The sequence below is a fragment of the Paenibacillus silviterrae genome (genome assembly GCF_030167925.1).
Lineage (GTDB): Bacteria > Bacillota > Bacilli > Paenibacillales > NBRC-103111 > Paenibacillus_G > Paenibacillus_G silviterrae.
The window spans coordinates 993,381-1,015,196 of the sequence record NZ_JASKUT010000001.1; the positions used below are offsets into that span (position 1 = coordinate 993,381).

General features: G+C 53.3%; 22 protein-coding genes. 20 read left to right on the plus strand and 2 right to left on the minus strand.

The annotated features are described in order from the left end of the window. Positions 1-69: 69 nt before the first annotated feature. The 9 genes from QMO62_RS04195 (at position 70) to gnd (ending at position 10,626) form a co-directional block, all read left to right on the plus strand. On the plus strand, positions 70-1,005 hold the full coding sequence (locus tag QMO62_RS04195) for an ABC transporter ATP-binding protein (RefSeq protein WP_284638857.1): 936 nt from the start codon (positions 70-72) through the stop codon (positions 1,003-1,005). A gap of 13 nt (positions 1,006-1,018) precedes the next feature. Beyond that, positions 1,019-2,206, plus strand: a complete 1,188-nt coding sequence (locus QMO62_RS04200; RefSeq protein ID WP_284638858.1) for an ABC transporter permease — start codon at positions 1,019-1,021, stop codon at positions 2,204-2,206. Next, positions 2,199-3,332: an ABC transporter permease gene (locus QMO62_RS04205; protein ID WP_284638859.1), complete on the plus strand. Its 1,134-nt coding sequence runs from the start codon at positions 2,199-2,201 to the stop codon at positions 3,330-3,332. Before QMO62_RS04200 ends, QMO62_RS04205 begins: the two co-directional genes overlap by 8 nt. Positions 3,333-3,584: 252 nt before the next feature. Then, the gene (locus QMO62_RS04210) at positions 3,585-4,181 is read left to right on the plus strand and encodes a YkzI domain-containing protein (protein ID WP_284638860.1); all 597 of its coding nucleotides are present in this window, start codon (positions 3,585-3,587) and stop codon (positions 4,179-4,181) included. A gap of 149 nt (positions 4,182-4,330) precedes the next feature. After that, positions 4,331-5,350 (plus strand): LacI family DNA-binding transcriptional regulator, encoded by a 1,020-nt coding sequence (locus tag QMO62_RS04215; protein ID WP_284638861.1) that lies wholly within the window; start codon positions 4,331-4,333, stop codon positions 5,348-5,350. Then, positions 5,347-6,615, plus strand: a complete 1,269-nt coding sequence (locus tag QMO62_RS04220; RefSeq protein WP_284638862.1) for a nickel pincer cofactor-dependent isomerase, group 22 — start codon at positions 5,347-5,349, stop codon at positions 6,613-6,615. Before QMO62_RS04215 ends, QMO62_RS04220 begins: the two co-directional genes overlap by 4 nt. Beyond that, positions 6,616-8,178 carry a gluconokinase gene (locus tag QMO62_RS04225; protein ID WP_284638863.1) on the plus strand — a complete coding sequence of 521 codons (1,563 nt, stop codon included), beginning with the start codon at positions 6,616-6,618 and terminating at the stop codon, positions 8,176-8,178. Positions 8,179-8,191: 13 nt separating this feature from the next. Further along, positions 8,192-8,959: an SDR family oxidoreductase gene (locus tag QMO62_RS04230; protein WP_284638864.1), complete on the plus strand. Its 768-nt coding sequence runs from the start codon at positions 8,192-8,194 to the stop codon at positions 8,957-8,959. A gap of 257 nt (positions 8,960-9,216) precedes the next feature. Beyond that, positions 9,217-10,626 carry an NADP-dependent phosphogluconate dehydrogenase gene (gnd, locus tag QMO62_RS04235; RefSeq protein WP_284638865.1) on the plus strand — a complete coding sequence of 470 codons (1,410 nt, stop codon included), beginning with the start codon at positions 9,217-9,219 and terminating at the stop codon, positions 10,624-10,626. On the opposite strand, the gene QMO62_RS04240 is transcribed toward gnd, so the two are convergent. After that, a complete protein-coding gene (locus QMO62_RS04240) occupies positions 10,623-10,964 on the minus strand; it encodes a hypothetical protein (protein ID WP_284638866.1) in 342 nt (113 codons plus the stop codon). The two genes, gnd and QMO62_RS04240, sit on opposite strands and share 4 nt — an antisense overlap. A gap of 157 nt (positions 10,965-11,121) precedes the next feature. Here QMO62_RS04240 and QMO62_RS04245 point away from each other — a divergent pair, with 157 nt between their 5' ends. Next, positions 11,122-11,667: a shikimate kinase gene (locus QMO62_RS04245; RefSeq protein WP_284638867.1), complete on the plus strand. Its 546-nt coding sequence runs from the start codon at positions 11,122-11,124 to the stop codon at positions 11,665-11,667. 2 nt (positions 11,668-11,669) lie between these two features. Here QMO62_RS04245 and QMO62_RS04250 read toward each other — a convergent pair whose 3' ends face one another. Next, positions 11,670-11,963 carry a rhodanese-like domain-containing protein gene (locus tag QMO62_RS04250; RefSeq protein WP_284638868.1) on the minus strand — a complete coding sequence of 98 codons (294 nt, stop codon included), beginning with the start codon at positions 11,961-11,963 and terminating at the stop codon, positions 11,670-11,672. Between the two features lie 93 nt (positions 11,964-12,056). Here QMO62_RS04250 and chrA point away from each other — a divergent pair, with 93 nt between their 5' ends. From chrA to ptsP, 10 genes are all read left to right on the plus strand, one after another. Continuing rightward, positions 12,057-13,235 carry a chromate efflux transporter gene (gene chrA, locus QMO62_RS04255; RefSeq protein WP_284638869.1) on the plus strand — a complete coding sequence of 393 codons (1,179 nt, stop codon included), beginning with the start codon at positions 12,057-12,059 and terminating at the stop codon, positions 13,233-13,235. After that, positions 13,232-13,597, plus strand: coding sequence for a fluoride efflux transporter CrcB (gene crcB / locus QMO62_RS04260; protein ID WP_284638870.1), 366 nt, complete (start codon positions 13,232-13,234; stop codon positions 13,595-13,597). The genes chrA and crcB overlap by 4 nt, the downstream gene beginning before the upstream one ends. A gap of 16 nt (positions 13,598-13,613) precedes the next feature. Continuing rightward, entirely contained in the window at positions 13,614-13,976 is a 363-nt protein-coding gene (locus QMO62_RS04265; protein ID WP_284638871.1) for a fluoride efflux transporter FluC, read from the plus strand. A 35-nt stretch (positions 13,977-14,011) separates the two neighbouring features. Beyond that, on the plus strand, positions 14,012-15,307 hold the full coding sequence (gene aroA / locus QMO62_RS04270; RefSeq protein ID WP_284638872.1) for a 3-phosphoshikimate 1-carboxyvinyltransferase: 1,296 nt from the start codon (positions 14,012-14,014) through the stop codon (positions 15,305-15,307). A 36-nt stretch (positions 15,308-15,343) separates the two neighbouring features. Next, complete coding sequence (locus QMO62_RS04275) at positions 15,344-16,159, plus strand: C39 family peptidase (protein WP_284638873.1); 816 nt, start codon at positions 15,344-15,346, stop codon at positions 16,157-16,159. A 23-nt stretch (positions 16,160-16,182) separates the two neighbouring features. Beyond that, positions 16,183-16,611 carry a CoA-binding protein gene (locus QMO62_RS04280; RefSeq protein WP_284638874.1) on the plus strand — a complete coding sequence of 143 codons (429 nt, stop codon included), beginning with the start codon at positions 16,183-16,185 and terminating at the stop codon, positions 16,609-16,611. A 1-nt stretch (position 16,612) separates the two neighbouring features. Then, positions 16,613-17,266, plus strand: coding sequence for a thiamine phosphate synthase (thiE, locus tag QMO62_RS04285; RefSeq protein WP_284638875.1), 654 nt, complete (start codon positions 16,613-16,615; stop codon positions 17,264-17,266). 131 nt (positions 17,267-17,397) lie between these two features. Next, on the plus strand, positions 17,398-17,997 hold the full coding sequence (locus tag QMO62_RS04290; protein WP_284638876.1) for a hypothetical protein: 600 nt from the start codon (positions 17,398-17,400) through the stop codon (positions 17,995-17,997). A 105-nt stretch (positions 17,998-18,102) separates the two neighbouring features. After that, positions 18,103-19,992, plus strand: a complete 1,890-nt coding sequence (locus tag QMO62_RS04295) for a glucose PTS transporter subunit IIA (protein ID WP_284638877.1) — start codon at positions 18,103-18,105, stop codon at positions 19,990-19,992. After that, positions 19,985-21,751 carry a phosphoenolpyruvate--protein phosphotransferase gene (ptsP, locus tag QMO62_RS04300; RefSeq protein ID WP_284638878.1) on the plus strand — a complete coding sequence of 589 codons (1,767 nt, stop codon included), beginning with the start codon at positions 19,985-19,987 and terminating at the stop codon, positions 21,749-21,751. The genes QMO62_RS04295 and ptsP overlap by 8 nt, the downstream gene beginning before the upstream one ends. The last annotated feature ends 65 nt before the right edge of the window (positions 21,752-21,816 follow it).

Below are 21,816 nucleotides of genomic sequence, written 5' to 3' on the forward strand. Positions count from 1 at the left end.
TCTACCTGTTCATATGCACCGCTTAGAGTAAAATGAAGCTATATAAAAAGAAGCAGGGAGCAGAGAGGCATGAGCTTTGTTGAAATCAAAGACGTAACCAAACGGTACGGCAATCACCTATCCGTGGATCATTTGACCATGAGCGTCCGTGCGGGGGAAATTTTCGGATTGTTGGGACCGAACGGAGCGGGAAAAAGCACGACCATCAAGATGCTGAGCGGACTGCTTCGCATCGATCAAGGGGAAATTTTTCTGGGCGGCCTGTCCGTATCGCGTCAGCCGCTCGAAGTGAAAAGGAAGATTGGCCTGGTACCGCAGGAGCTGGCGATTTACGAGCACTTGACCGCCCGGGAAAACGTGCTGTTTTTCGGCAGGCTGTACGGACTTCGCGGCAAATGGCTTCAAGATAGAGTGGAGGAGGCGCTTGAGTTCGTCGGCCTGCAAGACCGGCAGTCGGACCGCCCGGCTACCTTCTCCGGCGGGATGAAGCGCCGGCTCAATATCGCATGCGCGATCATGCACCGTCCGGAGCTGATCATTATGGATGAGCCGACGGTAGGCATCGATCCGCAGTCCCGCAATCATATACTCGGCTCTGTGCGCAAGCTGAATCAAATGGGGTCTACGATCATCTATACAAGCCATTATATGGAGGAAGTATCGGCCATCAGCAGCAGGATCGGGATTATGGACCACGGCAGACTTATCGCTTACGGAACCCAGGAGGATCTGAAGGCACACGTTGCCCAGGAGGAGAAGCTGTCCATTACCGTTGCGCAGGTGGTAGAGACGGCGGTTGAAGAGATCCGTCAGCACCCGAGAATACGGCAGGCGGTTATACAGGACCGGACGATTGAGGTGTATTTGCAGAATGCCTCATCATACCTTCAGGACATTTTGTTTATTTTGCAAAAGCATCAGGTTATCATACAATCGTTAACCCGTGTCGAGCCGGACTTGGAAACGTTATTCCTGTCCTTAACGGGCAGAACGCTTCGAGATTAGGGGAGGTGGGGTAATGGGGAATGCAGTTACCATCGCCATCTATGAGTTAAAGCGGCTTAGCCGGCTCAAATCGGTCATGTTCGTCTTATTTCTCATGCCGCTGCTGCTGATCTTTATTCTCGGATCAGCTCTCTCAACCGTCTTTAAGGTGGAAGATCGAATGATGAAGCCTGTGAAAATGGTCATCGTTCAGGAGACGCCGGGCAAGCCCGGAGACCCGGTATTTGCTTTCGGGAAGGACGCGGCTCTATTGACCTGGCTGGATCCGGTCGTTATGGCCTCGCGGGAGGCAGCGGAGCGTGCGGTTCGAACAGGAGAGGCGGACTATGCCGTTGTGATCCCCGAAGGCTTCACCGAGGCGCTCATGCAGGGCAAACAGGCGGAGTGGGAGCTGATTCGCGGCAAGGATCATGGGCAGAACATCATTGCGGAATCGGTTGTAAACAGCTATGTAAATCGCATCAACAGTATCCAGGCTACGGTATTGTCACAGAAGCATCTTGGGGCGGAGCAGCTTCGCGAGCTTGCAAAGTCGGCATCCGGACCCCTGGCGGAGGAAGCAAATGCATCTGTAGAAATCGATAAGTTAAGCAACGGCAGGACGCATACGGCCGGACAATATTATGCCACAGCCATGCTGATCATGTTCATGCTGTATTCAGGCATGACAGCTGCCATCAGCTTAGTGCAGGAGCGGGAGCAGCACACGCTGACAAGGCTAACTTCGATGCCGATTACCATGAACCAGGTCATTCTTGGGAAAATGGCCGGCAACGGCTTCCTTTCTCTGCTGCAGTGTCTGATCATCATCGTCTTGTCGTGGCTTCTATATGGCGTCTACTGGGGGAAACAGCCGCTCCTGCTGCTTTGTATATGCCTTTTGGTCATCGCTGCGTCGATGAGTCTTTCGACGATTGCGGCGATTGTAGGCAAAACGACCAAGGGGGTTACGACCATGTTTCAGTTTCTGATCATCGTCATGACCTTCCTTAGCGGCGGTTTCCTTCCCGATATGGGACAGCTGCTGAGAAGCTGGGGCAACTTCACACTGAACCATTGGGCGATGCAGGGCATTTTGCGAATCATGCTGGATCAGGAAGCAGCTGAGGTGCTCCCGTATGTCTCCGTACTGCTTGTCGTCAGCCTGGGACTCATGCTCCTTTCATTTATGATCTTCCGAAGGGCGGGTTACCATGAATAGCTTTATCATTGCGTGGAATGTAGTGAAACGAACGATGGGTCATCGCAAGGGAATCCTCCTTCACTTCGTAATTCCCGTTGCGGTAGTGTCGTTCCTTGTCGGCTTTTTCGGGCAAAGTCCGAATGGAATTACGGAGGTCGCTTACATGAACGCCGATCAGGGCCCCGTCGGAAGCCATTTGATCCGGGAGCTTCAAAGGAATTCGGGCTTTCGTTTCACCGAGGCGGGGAAGCTGGAGGATTTGAAAGAGGCGGTGACGTCCCGGAAGGTTCAGGCAGCCTTGCTCATACCGGAGGGTTTCTCCGAATCGCTGCGACTAGGAGAAAGGATGTCCGTGCAGCAGTGGGAGCTGTCCGCCACCGAATCCACGGTGAGCTTGAGGCTCACCGTCGGTCAAATGATCGAACAGGTGAAAGTAGCAGAGCATATTCTAACGGCAGCCGGGGCGTCGCCCGGAGAACTGGATAACGCGCTTCTAGAGATGGAGAAGCATCGCGTGCAGGCGAAAATTACGGATTACCGGCTGTATGCCAATCCTTCGCTGCATTTGATCACCGGGTTTCTTATTTTATTTATGATGGGCCTCGTGCACACAGCTGTCGCCGGAATTTTGGAGGATCGAAAGGCAATGACGATGGCAAGAATGTACGCCGCACCCGTAAGGTCCTTCGAGATAGCCTCCGGAAATTTTCTGGGCAGCTTTTTGCTCGGAATCATTCAAGTGGTTGTGGTAGTTCTCGTTACCCGATACGTCGTTGGCTTCGATTATGGCGTCGGACTTCTGCCTCACCTGCTTGTGCTCGCCTGCTTCTTGCTGGCGGTGATGGGGCTGGCCAGCAGCGTAGCTGGAGCCATGCGCAATGTGGAGAATGTCAGCGCCCTCAACGCCATGGTGATAACCCCCACCTGCATGCTGGGAGGCTGCTTCTGGCCGATCGGCATTATGCCGGAGTTTCTGCAAAAGCTCGCCCATTTTGTGCCTCAAAGCTGGGCTATCGATGCGATGAACCGGTTAGCGTCCGGCGGTTCTATACCGGGAATCGCTCTTCATCTAGGTGTACTGCTGCTGTTCGCTGTAGTGCTGCTGGGGCTTGGATCCGTTATCCTTAAGCCGAACGAGACATAATGCGTTGAAACGCTTACACGATGTCAGGGCCGTCCCGAAGGGGGCGGTCCTATTCCTTTTACTGGGCAAAAAAATAGGTTCAAAATCAAGAAAAAAAGTCCATAATCCAAGTTGCTAAATCATATGATTCATAATAAGATAGAATTAAGTAACTGAATAGTCTGAAAATTCTATCAAAATAAAAATTACCGGAGCTGCAGTCGACGTGCGAGAGGTTAAGCTGGACGGAAACACTTTAAGGAGGGGATTGCCGTGAGTAAAAGTCATGAAGTTGAATATTGCAACCTGGAGTTACGATTTGATCGTCGGCTAATCCGGAACTTCATCAAAACGCTGATCCAGGAAGGGTACTCCTTGTACTGGAATGAAAGTGATCAGCAGTTCGTTGTTTCCATACGTACCGGGCGCAAGCTGGTGAAGCTCAAATTTCAGCGCATCGGTGAACGATATAAAATTGTAGGCAATTATTCCTTCAAGGATGAGAAGCTCGCCGAGCTGATGGAGAAAATGATCGGAGATACGCGCGGTCATGCGGTGGTAAAGCGCTTTAAGGACCGGCAAATTCTTATCGAGAACATTATGTTCGGAGAAATCATCCGTATGGTGGAAATTTCCGGTGTTGAGCATAAGGTGCTTTTTCAAAAGGAACCGGTGGTGACTGTGGAGGAAATGATGACGGCTTTCCGCTCCAAACGTCCTGATGAGAGAATTCCGGTGCTTCGTCTGGAGCTGGATTACGAGCTGGCAACGCTGCACGATGCGATTCAGGCAGGGGACAAAGAAGCAATCAAACTAAGTAAAGAAAGGCTGAAGGAACTGCGGCATGAAATGCTTCTACTCGAAATGTAATAGGGAGGAATGAATGACCTATGCGGATGCATGGGTCATTTTTCGTTTGCAGGGGAGCAAAATAGGAGAGGAATGTCTAGCAAAAGCGGCAAAAATGAGCGTTGTTAACGTGTGCAGGTATATGTTATGATGAGGCTTGAGGTGGTAGGATGAGTGTTACAATCAAGGATATTGCGAAGCTGGCCGGGGTTTCGCATACAACGGTCTCTCGCGCCTTAAACGACAGCCCGCTCATTAACCCGGAGACGAAGGAACGGATCAAGGCACTGGCTCATGAGCTGGATTATACACCTAATTACAGTGCCAAGAGCTTGGTATTAGATCGATCATACAACCTTGGGCTCTTTTTTTCAACCTTGCACACCGGTACCTCCGCCGGATTCTTGTATGAATCCATTAAGGGCGTCAATGATGTGATTAAGGATCAGTACAACCTGATTGTTCGAGGAATCGACGATTATAGGAGTTATCATAAAATTAACCGGAAAAGCTATGACGGACTCATCGTGATGAGCCAAAGCGAAAGCGACCAGGCGTTCATTGAATACGTAACGCAGAAGGACATTCCGCTCGTCGTGCTGAACCGCCGTGTCGATAGCGTCGAGGTGATGAACCTCGTGCCGGACGATCAGAGCGGAGCTTATCAGGTTGTCGAGTACTTGCTCCGCATGGGACATCGGCGCATCGGGATCATCGAAGGGAAGACGGGCTTCCGCTCTACGCTGGAGCGCCGCGCCGGCTACGAGGAGGCCATGCGCATGTACGATGCGACTGTGCATCCGGAGCTTTGCATGCCCGGAAACTATGATGCGGAAAGCGGCTACGCCTCGATGCTGAGGATGCTGAAGCAGCCGCTGCGTCCGACCGCCGTTTTCTGCTTCAACGATGACATGGCGCTCGGGGCGGTTAAGGCGATTCAGGAGCAAGGCTTGACGGTGCCCGGAGATATTTCGGTCGTCGGCTTCGACAACCATTTGTTCTCCGCCTTCATGACGCCTTCCTTAACGACGGTTCGCCGGCCGATTGAAGCGATTGGCAGGGAAGGAGCAGCCAAGCTGCTTTCCTTTATTGAGAAGAAACAAGTGGAGCGATCCACGGAATTGTATCATACGGAGCTCGTCATTCGAGACTCCGTCAAATCCTTGGAAGGGGCGGGAGATCGCCAATGAGTATTTTAAGAACGGTATTAGAGGACATTCCGGTTCCGCAGGTAGTGCGGATTCGCCAAAAATTCGACGCCACGAAGCTGGACCATCCGGCGGAGGTGCTGAAGCAGGAGCTTCAGAAGCCCGGCGCGATTGACCAAATCAAGCCGGGACAATCGGTGGCGGTAGCCGTAGGCAGCCGCGGGGTTGCGAATATCGCTTTGTTTACGAAAACGACGATCGATGCCATTAAGCAAGCCGGAGGGGAACCGTTCATCGTTCCTTGCATGGGCAGCCACGGCGGCGCGACGGCCGAAGGACAAAAGGAAGTGCTGCATCACCTGGGAGTTACCGAAGAAGCCATGGGTGCTCCGATCCGTTCCTCAATGGAGGTTATCCAGCTTGACCAGCTGCCGAACGGCCTGCCGGTTTATGTGGACCGCATTGCTTCCGAGGCGGATGCCATTGTCGTCATTAACCGCGTGAAGCCGCATACTGCGTTCCGCGGCCGCATCGAGAGCGGCATCATGAAGATGATCGCGATCGGACTCGGTAAGCAGAAGGGCGCCGAGGCGTGCCATCAGCTCGGCTTCAAGTATATGGCCGAGAATGTGCCTGCAATGGCCAAAATCATGATCGACAAGCTGCCGATCCTGTTCGGCGTGGCGCTCGTCGAGAATGCTTACGATGAGACCTGTCTTGTTGAGGTGCTGCCTGCGGCACAGATTGAAGAGCGCGAGATGGAGCTGCTGGAGATGGCGAAGGCGCGTCTGCCGAAAATTTTGTTCGGTCAGATCGATGTTCTCGTTATCGACTATATCGGCAAAAACATCAGCGGCGACGGAATGGATCCGAACGTTACCGGACGTTATCCGACGCCATATGCACATGGCGGTCCGGATGTGTCCAAGATGGTCGTTCTCGACCTGACGCCGGAAACCAAAGGTAACGCCAATGGCGTAGGTACGGCGGATTTCACGACACAGCGTCTTGTAGACAAGATGGATAAAGCGGCGACCTTCGTCAACGGCCTGACCTCGACGGTGTGTGCACCTACCAAGATTACAACTTACTTGGACAATGATTACTACGCCGTGAAGGCTGGTGTAAAAACGTGCAATATTCTCGATTACACCAAGTGCCGTTTGGTTCGAATTCAAGATACGCTCCATCTGGGAGAAATCGAAATCTCGGTGAACCTGCTGGAGGAAGCGCGTCAGCATCCGGACATCGAGGTTTTAACGGAGCCGTACGACCTGCCATTTGACAGTGAAGGGAATTTGGTATAAATGAGCGCATTGTCTGCAACAAAGCCTTTTATCATCGCAGCCGATATCGGCACGACCAGCACGAAAACCCTCGTCATTGACCGCGGCGGCAGAGTGCTGGCATCCCATTCAGTGGAGTATCCTTTGTATACTCCGCGTCCGGATATGGCGGAACAGGATCCGGACGAAATTTATCGCGCCGTCCGCACCGGCATTCGTGCCGTGATCGATAAAGCCCACGTGCTGCCGGGCCAGGTTCTTTGCGTCTCCTTCAGCTCTGCGATGCACAGCTTGATTGCGGTTGACAAAGACCTGAAGCTGCTGACGCAATGCATTACTTGGGCGGATAACCGCAGCGCCGCTTACAGCAAGGAGCTTAAGGCCAACGGCTCGGGCCTCGACATCTATCGCCGGACGGGTACTCCGATTCATCCGATGTCGCCGCTGCTGAAGCTGATGTGGTTCCGTGATCATGAACCGGAGCTGTTCGAGTCGGCCTACAAGTTTATCGGCATCAAGGAATACGTATTCGCCAAGCTGTTCGGCGGCGAGATCGTCGTTGACTATTCCATCGCCAGCGCCACGGGCTTGTTTAATCTTCAAGAGCTCGATTGGGATGCTGGCGCGCTAGCTGCATGCGGAGTTCGCCGCGAACAATTGGCTAAGCCGGTTTCCACCACGCATGTAGTGCAAGGGCTGAGGGCGGAGGATGCTTCCGAGCTCGGTCTGGCCTTGGACACGCCGTTTGTGGTGGGGGCGTCGGACGGCGTTCTTGCCAATCTGGGCGTAGGCGCATTCGAGGAAGGAATCTACGCCGTCACCATCGGTACAAGCGGCGCCGTACGGGGGGTTGTCCGCGAGCCGAAGACCGATCCGCAAGGCCGTTTGTTCTGCTATGCGTTGAACGAGAACTTCTGGTGTGTCGGCGGGGCGATCAACAACGGCGGCATTATGTTCCGCTGGGTTCGCGACCAGCTTGCTACGGCCGAGGCTGAAGAGGGGCGCCGCCGCGGCATGGACCCGTACGACTACTTGACGCAGCTGGCAGCTGAGGTGGCCGCGGGCTCCGACGGTCTCATCTTCCTGCCGCTGCTTGCCGGGGAACGCGCGCCGTATTGGAACGCGAACGCGCGCGGTGTCTTCTTCGGGATGTCGCTCTACCACGAGAAGAAGCATATGATCCGTGCGGTGCTGGAAGGGGTCATGTACCGGATTCACTCGGTCGTTACCGCATTGGAGGAGATGAACGGCCCGACGAAGGAGATTCGCGCTTCCGGAGGCTTTGCCCGCTCTTCCTTCTGGCTGCAGATGCTCTCGGACGTTGTGGGCGTGCAGGTAGCGGTGCCGAATTCGATTGAAAGCTCCGGGCTCGGAGCTGCGCAGCTCGGTATGCTGGCAGTCGGCGAAATTAACGACTTCTCCAGCGTTCACGGCTGGATGCAGGTGCAGCATAGGATGCAGGCGCAGGAAGAAGCGCATTCAAGATACGAGCAGTTGACAAAAATTTACCAACGTGTATACCATCAGTTGAAGGATGAGTTCGACGCGATTGCGGCCTATCAACAGAAATACACGAATTCATAGGAGGTCCCGAATCATGAATTTATTCGATCTTACTGGAAAAACAGCCGTCATCATCGGCGGTAACAGCACGCTTGGCGGTGCCATGGCGGTAGCTCTTGGAGGACACGGCGCTGATGTCGCGATTGTTGGACGCAACCAGGAGAAGTCCGAGGAGGTCGTGAAGCGCATTGAAGAGGCAGGCGGCAAAGCGAAGTCCTTCTCTGCGGACGCTACAAGCACGGACGATCTGAAGCGCGTATTGGACGAAGTGCTGGCTTGGACAGGCCGCTGTGACGTTCTGATGAACTGCCCGGGCAAGAACAGCCCGACTCCGTTCTTCGAGCTGACGATGGAAGAGTGGGATTCCATCATGGAAGTGAATTTAAAGAGCGTTGTACTTGCTTGCCAAATCTTTGGGAAGCATATGGTGGACAAAGGCGAGGGCGGCAGCATCATCAATATTTCGTCGGTATCCTCCGAGCCTCCGTTGTCCCGCGTATTCACGTATTCTGCATCCAAGGCGGCCGTGAATAACGTAACGAAATTCCTGGCTCGTGAATTTGCGCCGGCGCGCGTACGTGTCAATGCGATCATCCCTGGATTTTTCCCTGCAGAGCAAAATCGCAAAATTTTGTCTCCGGAGCGCATAGAATCCATTATGAAGCATACGCCGATGAACCGTTTCGGCGAAGCTGAGGAGCTGCAAGGCGCAGCCGTATACCTCGCTTCCGATAAGGCTTCCAGCTTCGTGACAGGATCCCTTCTCCGCGTTGACGGGGGCTTCGGATCGATGACGATCTAAACAAAAAAACACTTCCAGCGTAGGCTTCCGCCGGCGGGATTGCAGTATTTCCTAAGGCCGCTGTTGAAATCATGGTCCATTAATCTTATTATGAGGAGGGAACACGATTTCAAAGGCGGCTCCAGGTTTTTAACAGGAAAGCTGCTTCGGAAGCATTTACTTCGGCAGACACTCTGCCCTCCGGCAGAATTACGTTGTAAAGAGGGTTTCATTTGTTAAATCGTGGGTAAATACATTAGAGAGGGAGTAGAATCATTATGTCGAAACAACAAGTCGGTGTGATCGGTTTGGCGGTCATGGGGAAAAACCTGGCTCTCAACATTGAAAGCAGAGGTTTCACCGTATCCGTGTACAACCGCTCGCGTGAAAAAACAGATGCTTTGGTAGCGGAAGCTCAAGGCAAAAATCTCGTGGGTACATACTCGATCGAAGAGTTTGTCGCTTCTTTGGAAACACCCCGCAAAGTGTTAATTATGGTACAGGCGGGTGCACCTACGGACGATACCATTCAGCAGCTGATCCCTCACCTCGACAAGGGAGATATTATCATCGACGGCGGTAACGCGTTCTTCCCGGATACACAGCGTCGTAACGCGGAGCTGGAGCAGCACGGCCTGCGCTTCATCGGTACCGGCGTATCCGGCGGCGAAGAGGGTGCACTGAAGGGACCGTCCATCATGCCAGGCGGACAAAAGGATGCATACGAGCTGGTGGCTCCGATTCTGACGGCGATTTCGGCCAAAGTGAACGGCGACCCTTGCTGCACATACATCGGACCAGGCGGCTCCGGCCACTATGTCAAAATGGTCCACAACGGGATTGAGTACGGCGATATGCAGCTGATCTGCGAAGCTTACCAGCTGCTGAAGGATGTGCTCGGCGTAAGCACGCAGGAGCTTCATGAAATTTTCTCCGAGTGGAATACAGGGGAGCTGGACAGCTACCTGATCGAGATCACCAGAGACATTTTCACCAAAACCGATCCGGATACAGGCAAGCCGATGGTGGACGTTATCCTTGACTCCGCGGGTCAAAAGGGTACAGGCAAATGGACCAGCCAAAGCGCACTGGATCTGGGCGTACCGCTTTCCATCATTACGGAATCCGTATTCTCCCGCTTCCTGTCGGCACTGAAGGAAGAGCGTGTGGCAGCCAGCAAAATCCTGAGCGGACCTAAGACTGCAGCATTCGACGGCGACCGCGCTGCCTTCATTGAAGCAGTGCGTCAGGCGTTGTATGCAAGTAAAATTTGCTCCTACGCCCAAGGCTTCGCTCAAATGAGAGCGGCATCGGAGGAGTACAATTGGGGACTCGATTACGGCAGCATCGCCATGATCTTCCGCGGCGGCTGCATCATCCGTGCCCGTTTCCTGCAGAACATCAAGGATGCCTACGATCGTAATCCTGAGCTCAAGAACCTGCTGCTGGATGAGTATTTCAAAGGCGTGGTTGAGAATTATCAAGATGCATGGAGAACGGTTGTTTCTACTGCAGTGACTCGGGGAATTCCGGTTCCGGCGTTCGCTTCCGCACTGGCGTACTATGATAGCTACCGCACGGAGCGATTGCCGGCGAACCTGCTGCAGGCGCAGCGTGATTATTTCGGGGCCCACACCTTCAAGCGCGTGGATAAGGAAGGCACTTTCCATTTCAACTGGATGGATTAATCAAGCGGCTTACGCGGGCGGCTCGCTTTGGCCGGGTGCAAACCGAAGGAGGCTTCATAGACCCAGCTTTTCAAGCGGTCTGCCTCTTGGTCGAAGCCGTTGCGGCGTTGAATCAGCATGAGGGCAATTTCTGCGAAATAACGGAAGTTTTGCATTAAGCGTGGCTGGGAAAGATCCGTCATTTTCGGGTCTTCCTCAGTCACCTTTTTTTTGATATACTCCAGAACCCAGACGACGTCTTCTTTGCAAAGGGGGCGGTCAGGGTCGAGAATTTGTTGCAGCTTCAGCTCCGTCAAATTGGTTTGAGGCACACCTTGCTGGGAAAGGGCAGAATGCATAGAGCAAAACCTCCTTGGCAAATTTCGATAATACCATCATATCTGTTTACGCTGGAATTTATTCACAATCATCTTATGTTTTTGCAGTGATTTCTATTCACTAAGGCTGACCTATGATATGATAGGGGGAGCTTCTTATTGGGAAATACTGTGTCAATTGAAAGCGAAATCGGGAGTGAATGGTGTCGTGAAGCATCGAAATATTATTCTTGTCGGACTGATGGGAACGGGAAAATCAACGGTAGGCAAGGCGCTGGCTGAGCGGCTGGGCTGGTTGTTTGTCGATTCGGACGAACGAATTGAGCAGGTCGAGAAGAAGAAAATCAGCGATATTTTTGCGGAAAGCGGCGAGCCCGCATTTCGTAAAGTGGAAAGCAGAGTGATTGCAGAGCTCGCGCAGGGCAGCGAGCAAATCATCGCGACAGGCGGAGGGGCCGTCTTGGCGGAAGAGAACCGGATCGTAATGAAAGAGAACGGTCTTGTCGTAGCCCTTACGGCGACCGCGGACGAAATCATTGCGAGAGTCAGCGGAGATACGAGCCGCCCGTTGGTGCAGGGGAATGTAGCCGAGCGGGTGCAAGCCATTATGGAAAGCCGCAAGCACGCCTATGATTTTGCCGATGTACATATAGCTACAACGGGCGCAGCCGTAAGCGAAATTGTGGAGGCCATCGTACAGCACCGCTCGGACGTAACCGCGTAGCGTTATAGCTGGTCCCAGCTAAGCATACCGCCGGTCATATTTTTCAAATGCTTCAGCCCCTGCGCTTCCAAATATTCGTAAGCGCGCGAGCTGCGGCCGCCGCTGCGGCATACCAGGATGGTTTCGCCGTTCTGCGGAATTTCATCCAGTCGTTCCGGCAGCTGCATCAGAGGGATGTGGATGGCGCCCGGGATCATACCGAGGGCAACCTCTTCGTACTCCCGAACGTCTATGATATCGAGCTTCTCGCCTTGCTCGAGCCTTTGCTTGATTTCAGCGGGGGTTATCGTTTGCATGAGTCGATTCAAGCCTCCTTGTACTAGTGTCATAAGCCTTATTTCATCATAGAAAGAAACAGGATACGTGTCAAACGGAAAGAGGTGATTCGCATGACTGAACCAACCGGGCAGACGCAAGGGGAACGGTTGAAGGAGGTAGCGCTCGTTTTTCTAAAGCTGGGGACAACCGCTTTCGGAGGACCGCCGGCGCACATTGCCATGATGGACGAAGAGATTGTCAGGAGACGGAAGTGGGTTTCTCAGGAAACGTTCCTAGACCTCCTCGGGGCAAGCAATATCATACCCGGACCGAATTCGACGGAGCTGGCGATTCACCTCGGATATAAACGCGCAGGCTGGGCGGGACTGATCACGGCCGGGGCTTGTTTTATTGTGCCTGCCATGCTATTGGTCGGAATTTTCGCTTACCTGTATGCAACCTTCCAAACGATGCCTCAGCTGCAATCCGTCCTGTACGGCGTAAAGCCGGTTATTATTGCAGTAGTTGCCCAGGCGCTGTGGGGTCTTCGCAAAACCGCAATGAAAACAAGGACAACCCTCCTTGTCGGACTTCTCGCCTTGGTTTTGGCAATCGTAGGCATGAATGAGCTTTTTTTGTTGCTTTTATGCGGTGCAGCGGTAATGATAGTGGAGCGGTTTAAGGATAAGGGAGCCGCGGACCGCAGTAGGATGAACTCTTTTTTCCCTGGCGCACTGCTGTTAGGCAGCTCGGCTGCTCCTGTGGCATTAGGTAGCATGAGCACTGCAGGCCTTTTCTGGTCCTTTTTGAAAATAGGGTCCGTACTCTATGGAAGCGGCTATGTGCTGCTGGCCTTTCTGCAATCGGAATTCGTTGACAGCTATCAAGTATTGACGGCACAGCAATTGATCGATGCGGTAGCGGTCGGGCAATTTACGCCGGGCCCGCTGTTCACAACGGCAACCTTTGTCGGGTACTTAATCCATGGTGCACCGGGGGCCATATGGGCGACGCTGGGCATCTTCCTGCCCGCCTTTGTATTTGTCGCTCTGACGATGAAATGGATCCCGAAGCTTCGCCAAAGCAAGCCGCTTAGTGCCTTTCTGGACGGCGTAAATGTCGCTTCGATCGCATTGATGGCGGCCGTCAGCTGGCAGCTCGGGTTAGCCTCCGTAACGGATCCGATTACGGCCGTGATCGCCGTTATTTCCTTATTGGTCTTACTGCGCTACCGGATCAATTCAGCATGGCTTGTGCTCGCCGGCGGCCTCGTCGGCTGGCTTCTTCAAACGGCGGGTTTGTCGCTATGATCATCGTTTACATAGGGTTGGCCGGAGCTGCCGGGGCTATGACGCGATATGCCATTTCCTTGCTCATGAATCCGTCAACCGTACTGACCCTGCCATGGGGAACGTTAACAGCGAATCTGGCAGGCTGTTTTCTTATCAGCGCTCTACTGTCATGCAAACGGCTTGAAGCCCGGCCGCGTCTGCGGACGGCTATGACGACAGGCTTCGTCGGCTCGTTTACAACGATGTCTACTCTGAGCGCGGAGCTGTTCGTGCTGCTTCAGCATCAGCTATGGCTGACCGCAGGCTTGTACGTAACCGCCAGCTGGCTCGGTGGTCTTTTCATGGTACATCTGGGCAAATCGATAAAATTGTTTTCGTAAAGAGGGGATTCGGCGAATGCTGTCGAATATATGGTTATCCATGCTTTTGGTCGGCTCCGGAGGCTTCACGGGGGCGCTAGCCCGATATTGGATGACGCGGGTTCTGAACCGAAATGCGCCTTGGGGGATCCCTCTTGGCACACTGCTTGTAAATGTCTCCGGCTCGTACCTGCTGGGCTGGCTGTGGGGACACGGGGTTTCGCAGGGCTGGCTGGCGCTTGCCGGCACAGGCTTTATGGGGGCCTATACGACCTTCTCCACCTTGAAGTGGGAGAGCAGTACCTTGTATTCCAAGGGTGACCGGCTGACCGCGACCGTCTATCTGAGCATGACCTACATCATCGGCGTTGCCTGCGCCATGCTGGGCTACTATAGTTAACTTATTTCTACATATAGAGGAGAGAATGTACCCTAATGAAAGCTATTGTCAAACCTACCTCGACCTTATCCGGAACCATCAACGCACTGTCCTCCAAAAATTACACGACACGATATCTCCTGATCGGTGCGTTAGCCGACGGGACGAGCACGGTGTATTACCCGGCACACAGCGAGGACAGCGATGCGATGCGCCGCTGTATACGCGATCTTGGTGCCTTGGTTGAAGAAGATGAAGAGAAAATGACCATTCAAGGCTTCGGCAGCCGTCCGAAGCATGTGAAAGAGCTGAACGTAGGCAATGCAGGAGCGGTGCTTCGCTTTCTGATGTCCGTCGCCGCCTTCTGTCCGGAAGTGACATTTATTAACGCCTATCCGAACTCTCTTGGCAAAAGGCCGCATGACGACCTCATCGACGCGCTTCATCAAATGAACGTGCAAGTAGAGCATAATCAAGGCAAGCTTCCGATTACGATTCGCGGCGGACAGCCTCGCGGCGGGAAAATTACCGTCTCGGGCAATATCAGCTCACAGTTCCTCAGCTCTCTGCTCTTCGTGACTCCGCTGCTGGAGGAAGACAGTGAAATTACGGTGCTGCATGATCTGAAATCAAAGATTATCGTCGGCCAAACCTTGGAGGTTATCGAGCAAGCCGGTGTGAAGATCGAGGCATCCGAGGATCTGATGCATTACCGTATCCCTGGCGGTCAAAAATATACTCCGCAAAAATATGTCGTCCAAGGCGATTATCCGGGCTCAGCGGCAATTCTTGCTGCTGCTGCGGTTACCCAGTCCGATGTGAAGGTGCTCCGTTTGGCCGAGAACAGCCGCCAAGGCGAACGCGCCGTGGTGGACGTGCTGAAAGCGATGGGCGTAAACCTGACACATGAGAATGATATTGTACACGTTCAGGCAAACGGACAATTAAAGGCAGGGGAGTTCGACGGCGACCATTTCACGGACGGCGTCCTGGCCATGGTTGCGGCGGCCGTATTCGCTGAGGGCACTTCCCGTTTCTACAATGTAGAGAACCTTCGCTACAAGGAATGCGACCGCATCACCGACTATTTAAATGAGCTGCGTAAAGCCGGAGCCAACGTTGAGGAGCGGCAAAGCGAGATTATCGTGCACGGTCGTCCGGAAGGTGTTGAAGGCGGCGTAGAAATCAACGCTCACTATGATCATCGCGTCATCATGGCATTGACCATTGTCGGCCTGCGGTCGAAGCAAGGGCTCATCATTAACGATGCCCACCATGTAGCTAAGTCTTATCCGCAATATTTTGACCACTTGCTGTCGCTCGGTGCCCAAATCGAGCTTGTGAAGGAATAGCAGCTAGATTAGAACATGACCAGAGGTGAACGGGCGATGAAAATATTGTGGAAAGGAATGCAGGTAACATTCGGCATGTTTCTCATCGCAGGTCTCCTATTTGCCAGCAGTGTATTCGGGGTGCTTCTATATGCGCGGATAACGGATCAGATCTGGTTCGAGCAGGCAACCGGCACCATTGCTCACGCCATGGAACAGACACCCGTTCCCGCTGCGCCTCCCCAAGCGCCTGAGCCCGTGGCTCCTGCACCGAGAGAAGCGCTGCTGGATGCTCCGATCGTAAGGCAGCTCCCGGAGCTGCCCTCCGGCTGCGAAATCACCAGCCTAACGATGCTGCTTCAATTTTATGGACTCGATATCGGCAAGATGGAGCTTGTGAAGGAAATGAAAAGGGATACCACGCCGATCAAATGGAACCGTGACGGTTCCATTGCCTATTGGGGTAATCCGAATACCGGTTTTGTAGGGGATGTGACAGGTAACCGCAAGGGCTTCGGCATTTATCATACCGCCTTATTCGAGACGCTTAAGATGCATGTGCCGACAGCGGTGGATTTGACGCGCAAGCCGTTCTCCGAGCTGGAGAACCAGCTGCTGAAGGGGATACCGGTAGTAGCTTGGACCACTATCAATTATCAGGTGCCCGACAAATGGGTGACATGGGATACGCCGATCGGCCCGATTGAGACGACCTTTATGGAGCATGCGGTTTTGCTTGTCGGCTTCGATGACCAGTTTGTATATGTTAACGATCCGTTTTCAGGGAAAAGTAAGCATAAGCTCGATAAGGCTCAATTTATTTCGACTTGGGAAGCGATGGGACGCCAAGCGATCTCATACACTTCATCGTAACAGGATCATAAGGAGGAATGGTTATGGCTTTTAAGAATCCGTCTCGAGATCACATCAAGGTGCTTTTGCAAAATGCCGGAAATATTGCGGTAGTCGGTTTATCGGATAAGGAGGACCGCGTATCCTATATGGTTGCCGCAGCCATGCAATCGAAGGGGTACCGAATTATTCCTGTGAACCCTATGGTGCAAGGGACTATTCTTGGCGAGGTTTGCTATGCATCACTTAAGGATATCCCGGAGCCCGTGGATATCGTCAATGTATTTCGCCGCAGTGACCAGGTCGTACCGGTAGCCGAAGAAGCGGTACAGATCGGAGCCAAGGTATTATGGCTGCAGCAGGGAATTGCAAATGATGAAGCTGCTGAGATTGCCAAGGCCGGAGGGCTGGAGGTCATTATGGACCGCTGTATTAAGGTGGAAGATTCGATATTGCTGCCTGGAGGAAGATAAGTTGTACCGTGAACGGATTCGCGAATATTTACAGGTATACTTGGTAATGGATATTTCCCAAGGGGCGGCATCGGTCAAGCTGGCGGAGGATGCGATTGCCGGCGGCGTGACGCTGATTCAGCTTCGCGAGAAAAAAGCGACGATGACCGAGGTGCTTGCCTGGGGTAAGGAGCTTCGCGAGCTTTGCCGTCGGAAGCAAATCCCTTTTGTTGTAAATGATCGGATTGATCTTGCCCTGCTTTTGGATGCTGACGGCGTCCACGTTGGGCAAGACGATATCCCCGGCCTGGAAGCGAGAAAGCTGTTAGGATCCGATCGCATCGTCGGCATATCCGCAGGTACGATGGAGGAAGCGGAAATCGCGATGGCTCAGGGGGCCGATTATTTGGGTGTCGGAGCGATTTATTCGACCTTGACCAAAGGAGATGCAGGTCTTCCGATCGGCACGGAGCTGATTACGCGCATACAGGAGCGCTGGTCTGACATTCCTCTGGTGGGAATTGGCGGAATTACTGCGGATAACGCGGTACCGGTCATTGCTGCCGGGGCGGACGGGGTCGCAGTAGTTTCGGCGATTACAAAAGCGGCGAGCCCGAAGCAGGCGGCCGAGCGGCTGAAGCTTACCGTCAATAAGGGATTTTTGGACAAAAAGTGATAGGTTTTAAAAATATAGTAATAAAATGAATCCTCCCTGAAAACAATAAGAAAAGCTTCTGGATTGAAACGGATGCTAGAGACAGCACCCCGCCCCGGAAGACATCTTACACAATTCAAGGAGGATTTCGCATGTACAATCAAGGATTTCAACAAAACAGCTTCCAAAATCAATTTGGTACTGCCGGCTCTGTGACCTCCCAATACCGCGGGCTTCAAACGCAATACCAGCCGATCGGTTATGTGCAATCCCAGTACGGCCAATCCACGACTCCTTCCAGCTTCAGCAACCAATTCGCAGCTGGCGCACAACAGTTCGGTATGGGCACTCAGCAATACCACACAGCGAACTACCGCGGTAACCAACAGGGTCACGACCAATACCTGAGAGCGGATGCAACTCAACCGTCCCAGGCGCAATTTGGCATGGGAGCGTCCAACTTCGGAACGCAAAACATCTCCGGCAGCTTCAGCTCCCAATTCCCTACAAGCATCAGCCAAAACCAGAACCAAAACCAAAACCAAGGCTTCTACCAACAAACAAGCCCGCAATCCTACCATACGGCTAACTACCGTGGTAACCAACAAGGGCATGACCAATACCTGAGAGCAGACGCAACTCAACCGTCCCAGGCGCAATTCGGTATGGGTGCTTCCAGCTTTACTAACCAGTACAGCTCCAGCATTCCAACGCAGCAGCAATTTGGCCAAAGCAGCTTCGGCCGCTTCTAATGAGATATGAGAAATGAACGGCGGGCCGCTGCGGCCCGCCGTTTTTTCTTTGACAAAAGGCGCGACAAGCTTTACCATCGACTATAGAAGGGAGGAGCGCCACATTTGAACTGGATGGGGAATTTACAGCAGCTGGGACGGTCGTTAATGCTGCCGACCATCACCCTGCCGGTGGCGGCCATTTTGCTGCGCCTTGGGAACCTGCCGTGGGCGGAGCTGGGCCTGTCGCAAGTCGGCGACATTTTTTTGTTTTCAGGTACGACGATATTTGCCTATCTGCCGTTGATTTTTGCCGTTGGCGTAGCCCTCGGCTTGACGGAAAGTGCCGGTATTGCAGGGATGTCCGCCCTGATCGGACATTTCATGTTCACTTATGTCCTTCAGCATTTTCTCGGCAATACCTTTGATTTAGGAGTACCGGGCGGCATCCTGATCGGATTGCTTGCGGCTATCGCCTATCATAAATGCAAGGATGTAAGTCTGCCGGAGTACATTCAGCTTTTTGGTGGACCCAGGCTTGTTCCAATCGTTATGGGGTTTGCCATATTTGTCTTAAGCCTGTTCATGATATATGTCGGGCCGCTGCTGGAGCTCGGAATGCAAGCGTTATCCAACGCCATCCTGGGACTTGGCGGCTTCGGTACGTTTTTATATGGGCTGATTCACAGACTCCTTGTGCCTTCCGGCTTGCATCATGTGTTTAATAACTTTTTTTGGTTTCAGCTGGGAGCCTATGATACCCAGGAGAATCCTGTTTACGGGGATCTTCCTCGTTACTTTGCCGGAGACCCTTCGGCAGGCATCTATATGGCCGGGTTGTATCCGATTATGATGTTCGCGCTGCCTGCGATTGCCCTGGCGATCATTCAGGAAGCCCGTGAGGACTTGAAACCCAAGATTAAGGCAACCTTCCTTACCGCGGCGATCAGCTGCTTCCTGACGGGGGTTACGGAGCCCATTGAATTTGCGTTTCTATTCGTGGCGCCGTATTTATTCATCGGGCATGCCGTCTTATCGGGTCTTGCCATGTGGCTCGCTTATGCGCTGGATATTCATCATGGGTTTTCCTATTCGGCGGGAGCCATCGACTTTATTATTAATTTTCATTTGTCGACGAACGGCTGGCTGTTGATCCCGATCGGTGTGGTATACGGACTTTGCTACTATTTCTTGTTCCGCTTCTCGATCCGGCGGTTTCAAATTCCGACCCCGGGCCGCGAGGAGGGCTCTCCCCTGGAGGAGTGGGCCGGTGATATTCCTTACCGTTCTCCACTGATCCTCGAGGCGCTTGGAGGCAAGGAAAACATCAAGCAGATGGAAGCCTGCATTACCCGGCTGCGGTTGACCTTGGTCAATGATAAGCAGCTCGACATTACGGCGCTGAAGCATCTTGGAGCCGCAGGAGTCATTCGTCTCGGCGGTGGGAACGTCCAGGTCGTATTCGGCACGTATTCGGAGCTGATTCGCGAGGAAATTATGAAGCTGTTTCGGAAGGACATTCAGCAGGTGCTCTTCCACGCACCGATGCAAGGCCGGATGATTCCTTTGGAGGAAGTGCCGGACAAAATCTTTGCAAGCAAGCTGGTCGGAAACGGCGTTGCTTTCATGCCCGAGAAGGGAGAGCTTGTCTCTCCGGTAGCAGGGAAGATCATTCATATTTATCCTACCTTGCATGCCATTGGCATCGAAACGGCGGAAGGGCTGCAGGTGCTGCTGCACATCGGCATCGACACCGCTCAGCTGCAAGGGAAATATTTTACCGCGCATGTAAAAGAAGGAGATCAGGTGGAGCCGGGCCAGCTGCTCGTCCAGTTTAATCTCCAAAAGGTTAAGAAAAATTGTACTTCACTCGCAACGCCCATGCTGATCACGAATGGGGATTTGGTCAAGTCCATGAGCTTTGCGCCGTATAAAGCAGTCAAGAAAGGGCAGGCATCGGTGATGTCGGTTGTCCTAAAGAGTGCCGTCACTGGGGGAGGGAAAGCTTTTGGTTGAGGGGATCGGAGCATCATCAGGAATTGCGATGGGAAGAGCTTTCGTTATTCCAACCTGGGAGTGGGATTTTCCCGAGAAATTGATTGACGTTGCAGACCTTGCCTTTGAATTCGAGAGGCTGTATGACGGTATCCGTCATTCCAAGGATGAGATCGAACAGATTAAGCAGGAGTTTGTCGGAGTGCTGGGAGAAGAGCAAACGCAAATTTTCGATGCGCATCTGGCGATTCTGGAGGATCCCGTCTTCATGAGCGAGGTTCAAGGGATTATGCAGCGGCAGTACAAGGCGGCGGAGGTTGCGGTCAAGGAAGCGATCGAGAAGTTCGTCGGCATGTTCGATCTGCTGGACGATCAGTACATGAAGGAGCGGGCGCTCGATATTAAGGATGTGGGCAACCGGCTGCTGAAGCACCTGCTGGGCGCTCTGGAAGAGACGCTGCCGCCGAAGGATCAGCCCTACATCCTTGTAGCGAAGGAGCTGCAGCCTTCTCAGATGGTCCATTTGGACACGCAGAACGCGCTGGGCATGGTCACCATGCTTGGAGGCAAGACGTCCCATGTGGCCATCATGGCACGCGCCATGGGGGTTCCCTATGTGCTTGGCCTCGAGGGGAAGCTGGAGGAGCAAATTCAATCGGGTGATTTTCTGATTATCGACGGAGACGAAGGCGTCGTTTACGTGAATCCGACGGAAGAGCTCATTGAGGAGTATAATAAACGCAAGGAAGAGTGGCTGGAGGTTCGGGCGCAGCTGCAGAAGCTGGTTTGTGTGCCGACACAAACCGAGGACGGCTTCTCCATGCAGCTGGCGGCGAATATCAGCTCCGTCAGAGAGGCGGAACGGGCCGTTCAGAACGGCGCCTCCGGCGTAGGTCTGTTCCGTACGGAGTTTCTGTACATGGACCGCCATACCTTCCCTGAGGAAGAGGAGCAGTTTAACGTATACCGTGAAGTAGCGGAGCGGCTGGCGGGCAGACGCATCGTGATTCGTACGCTGGATATCGGCGGAGATAAGAATCTCGATTACTTGTCGCTGCCGGAGGAGGAGAATCCTTCCCTAGGCTACCGGGCCATCCGGATTTCGCTTGACCGTACGGATCTGTTCAAAACGCAGCTGCGGGCCATTCTTAGGGCTAGCAGCTACGGAAACATCCATATTATGTACCCGATGATCTCCTCGCTGGATGAGCTGCGAAGAGCCAACGAAATTCTGGACGAGGTCAAGCGGGAGCTGGACGCGTCTCAAATTCCTTATTGTCGGGACATTGAGGTGGGCATAATGATTGAATTGCCTGCTGCAGTTATGATCTCCGATCTGCTGGCCCGAGAGGTTGATTTCTTCAGTATCGGTACGAACGATCTGGTACAGTATATATTGGCGGTAGACCGGATGAATGAAACGGTAGCGCACCTGTACGATCCGTTCCATCCCGCCGTTTTGCGCATGCTGCAATTTACCTTGGAGAGTGCCAAGCGTCATGGCATCCATGTGAGTGTTTGCGGGGAGCTGGCCGGGGATATTCGGGCACTCCCGATCTGGCTGGCGCTCGGGGTGACGGAGCTGAGCATGTCGGTGCAATCGATTCTTAAGGTTAAGAACAGTCTGATCCAGAGTCGCGGCAGCGACAGCGCCAAGATTTGGAGCGAGCTGGCGGTTTGTCCCACAAGCACCGCGGTCATGGACGTGCTGAAAAAGTATGTGCAGACCGAGATGGTGGATGAAGTGAGCGGCCCCCCTGCAGCGAGCGGATGCTGCTGAGCTGGGTATGGAAGCTGCGGAAAGAAAATTTGATCAATTGCAGAAATGTGCAGCTGCTCAAAGTA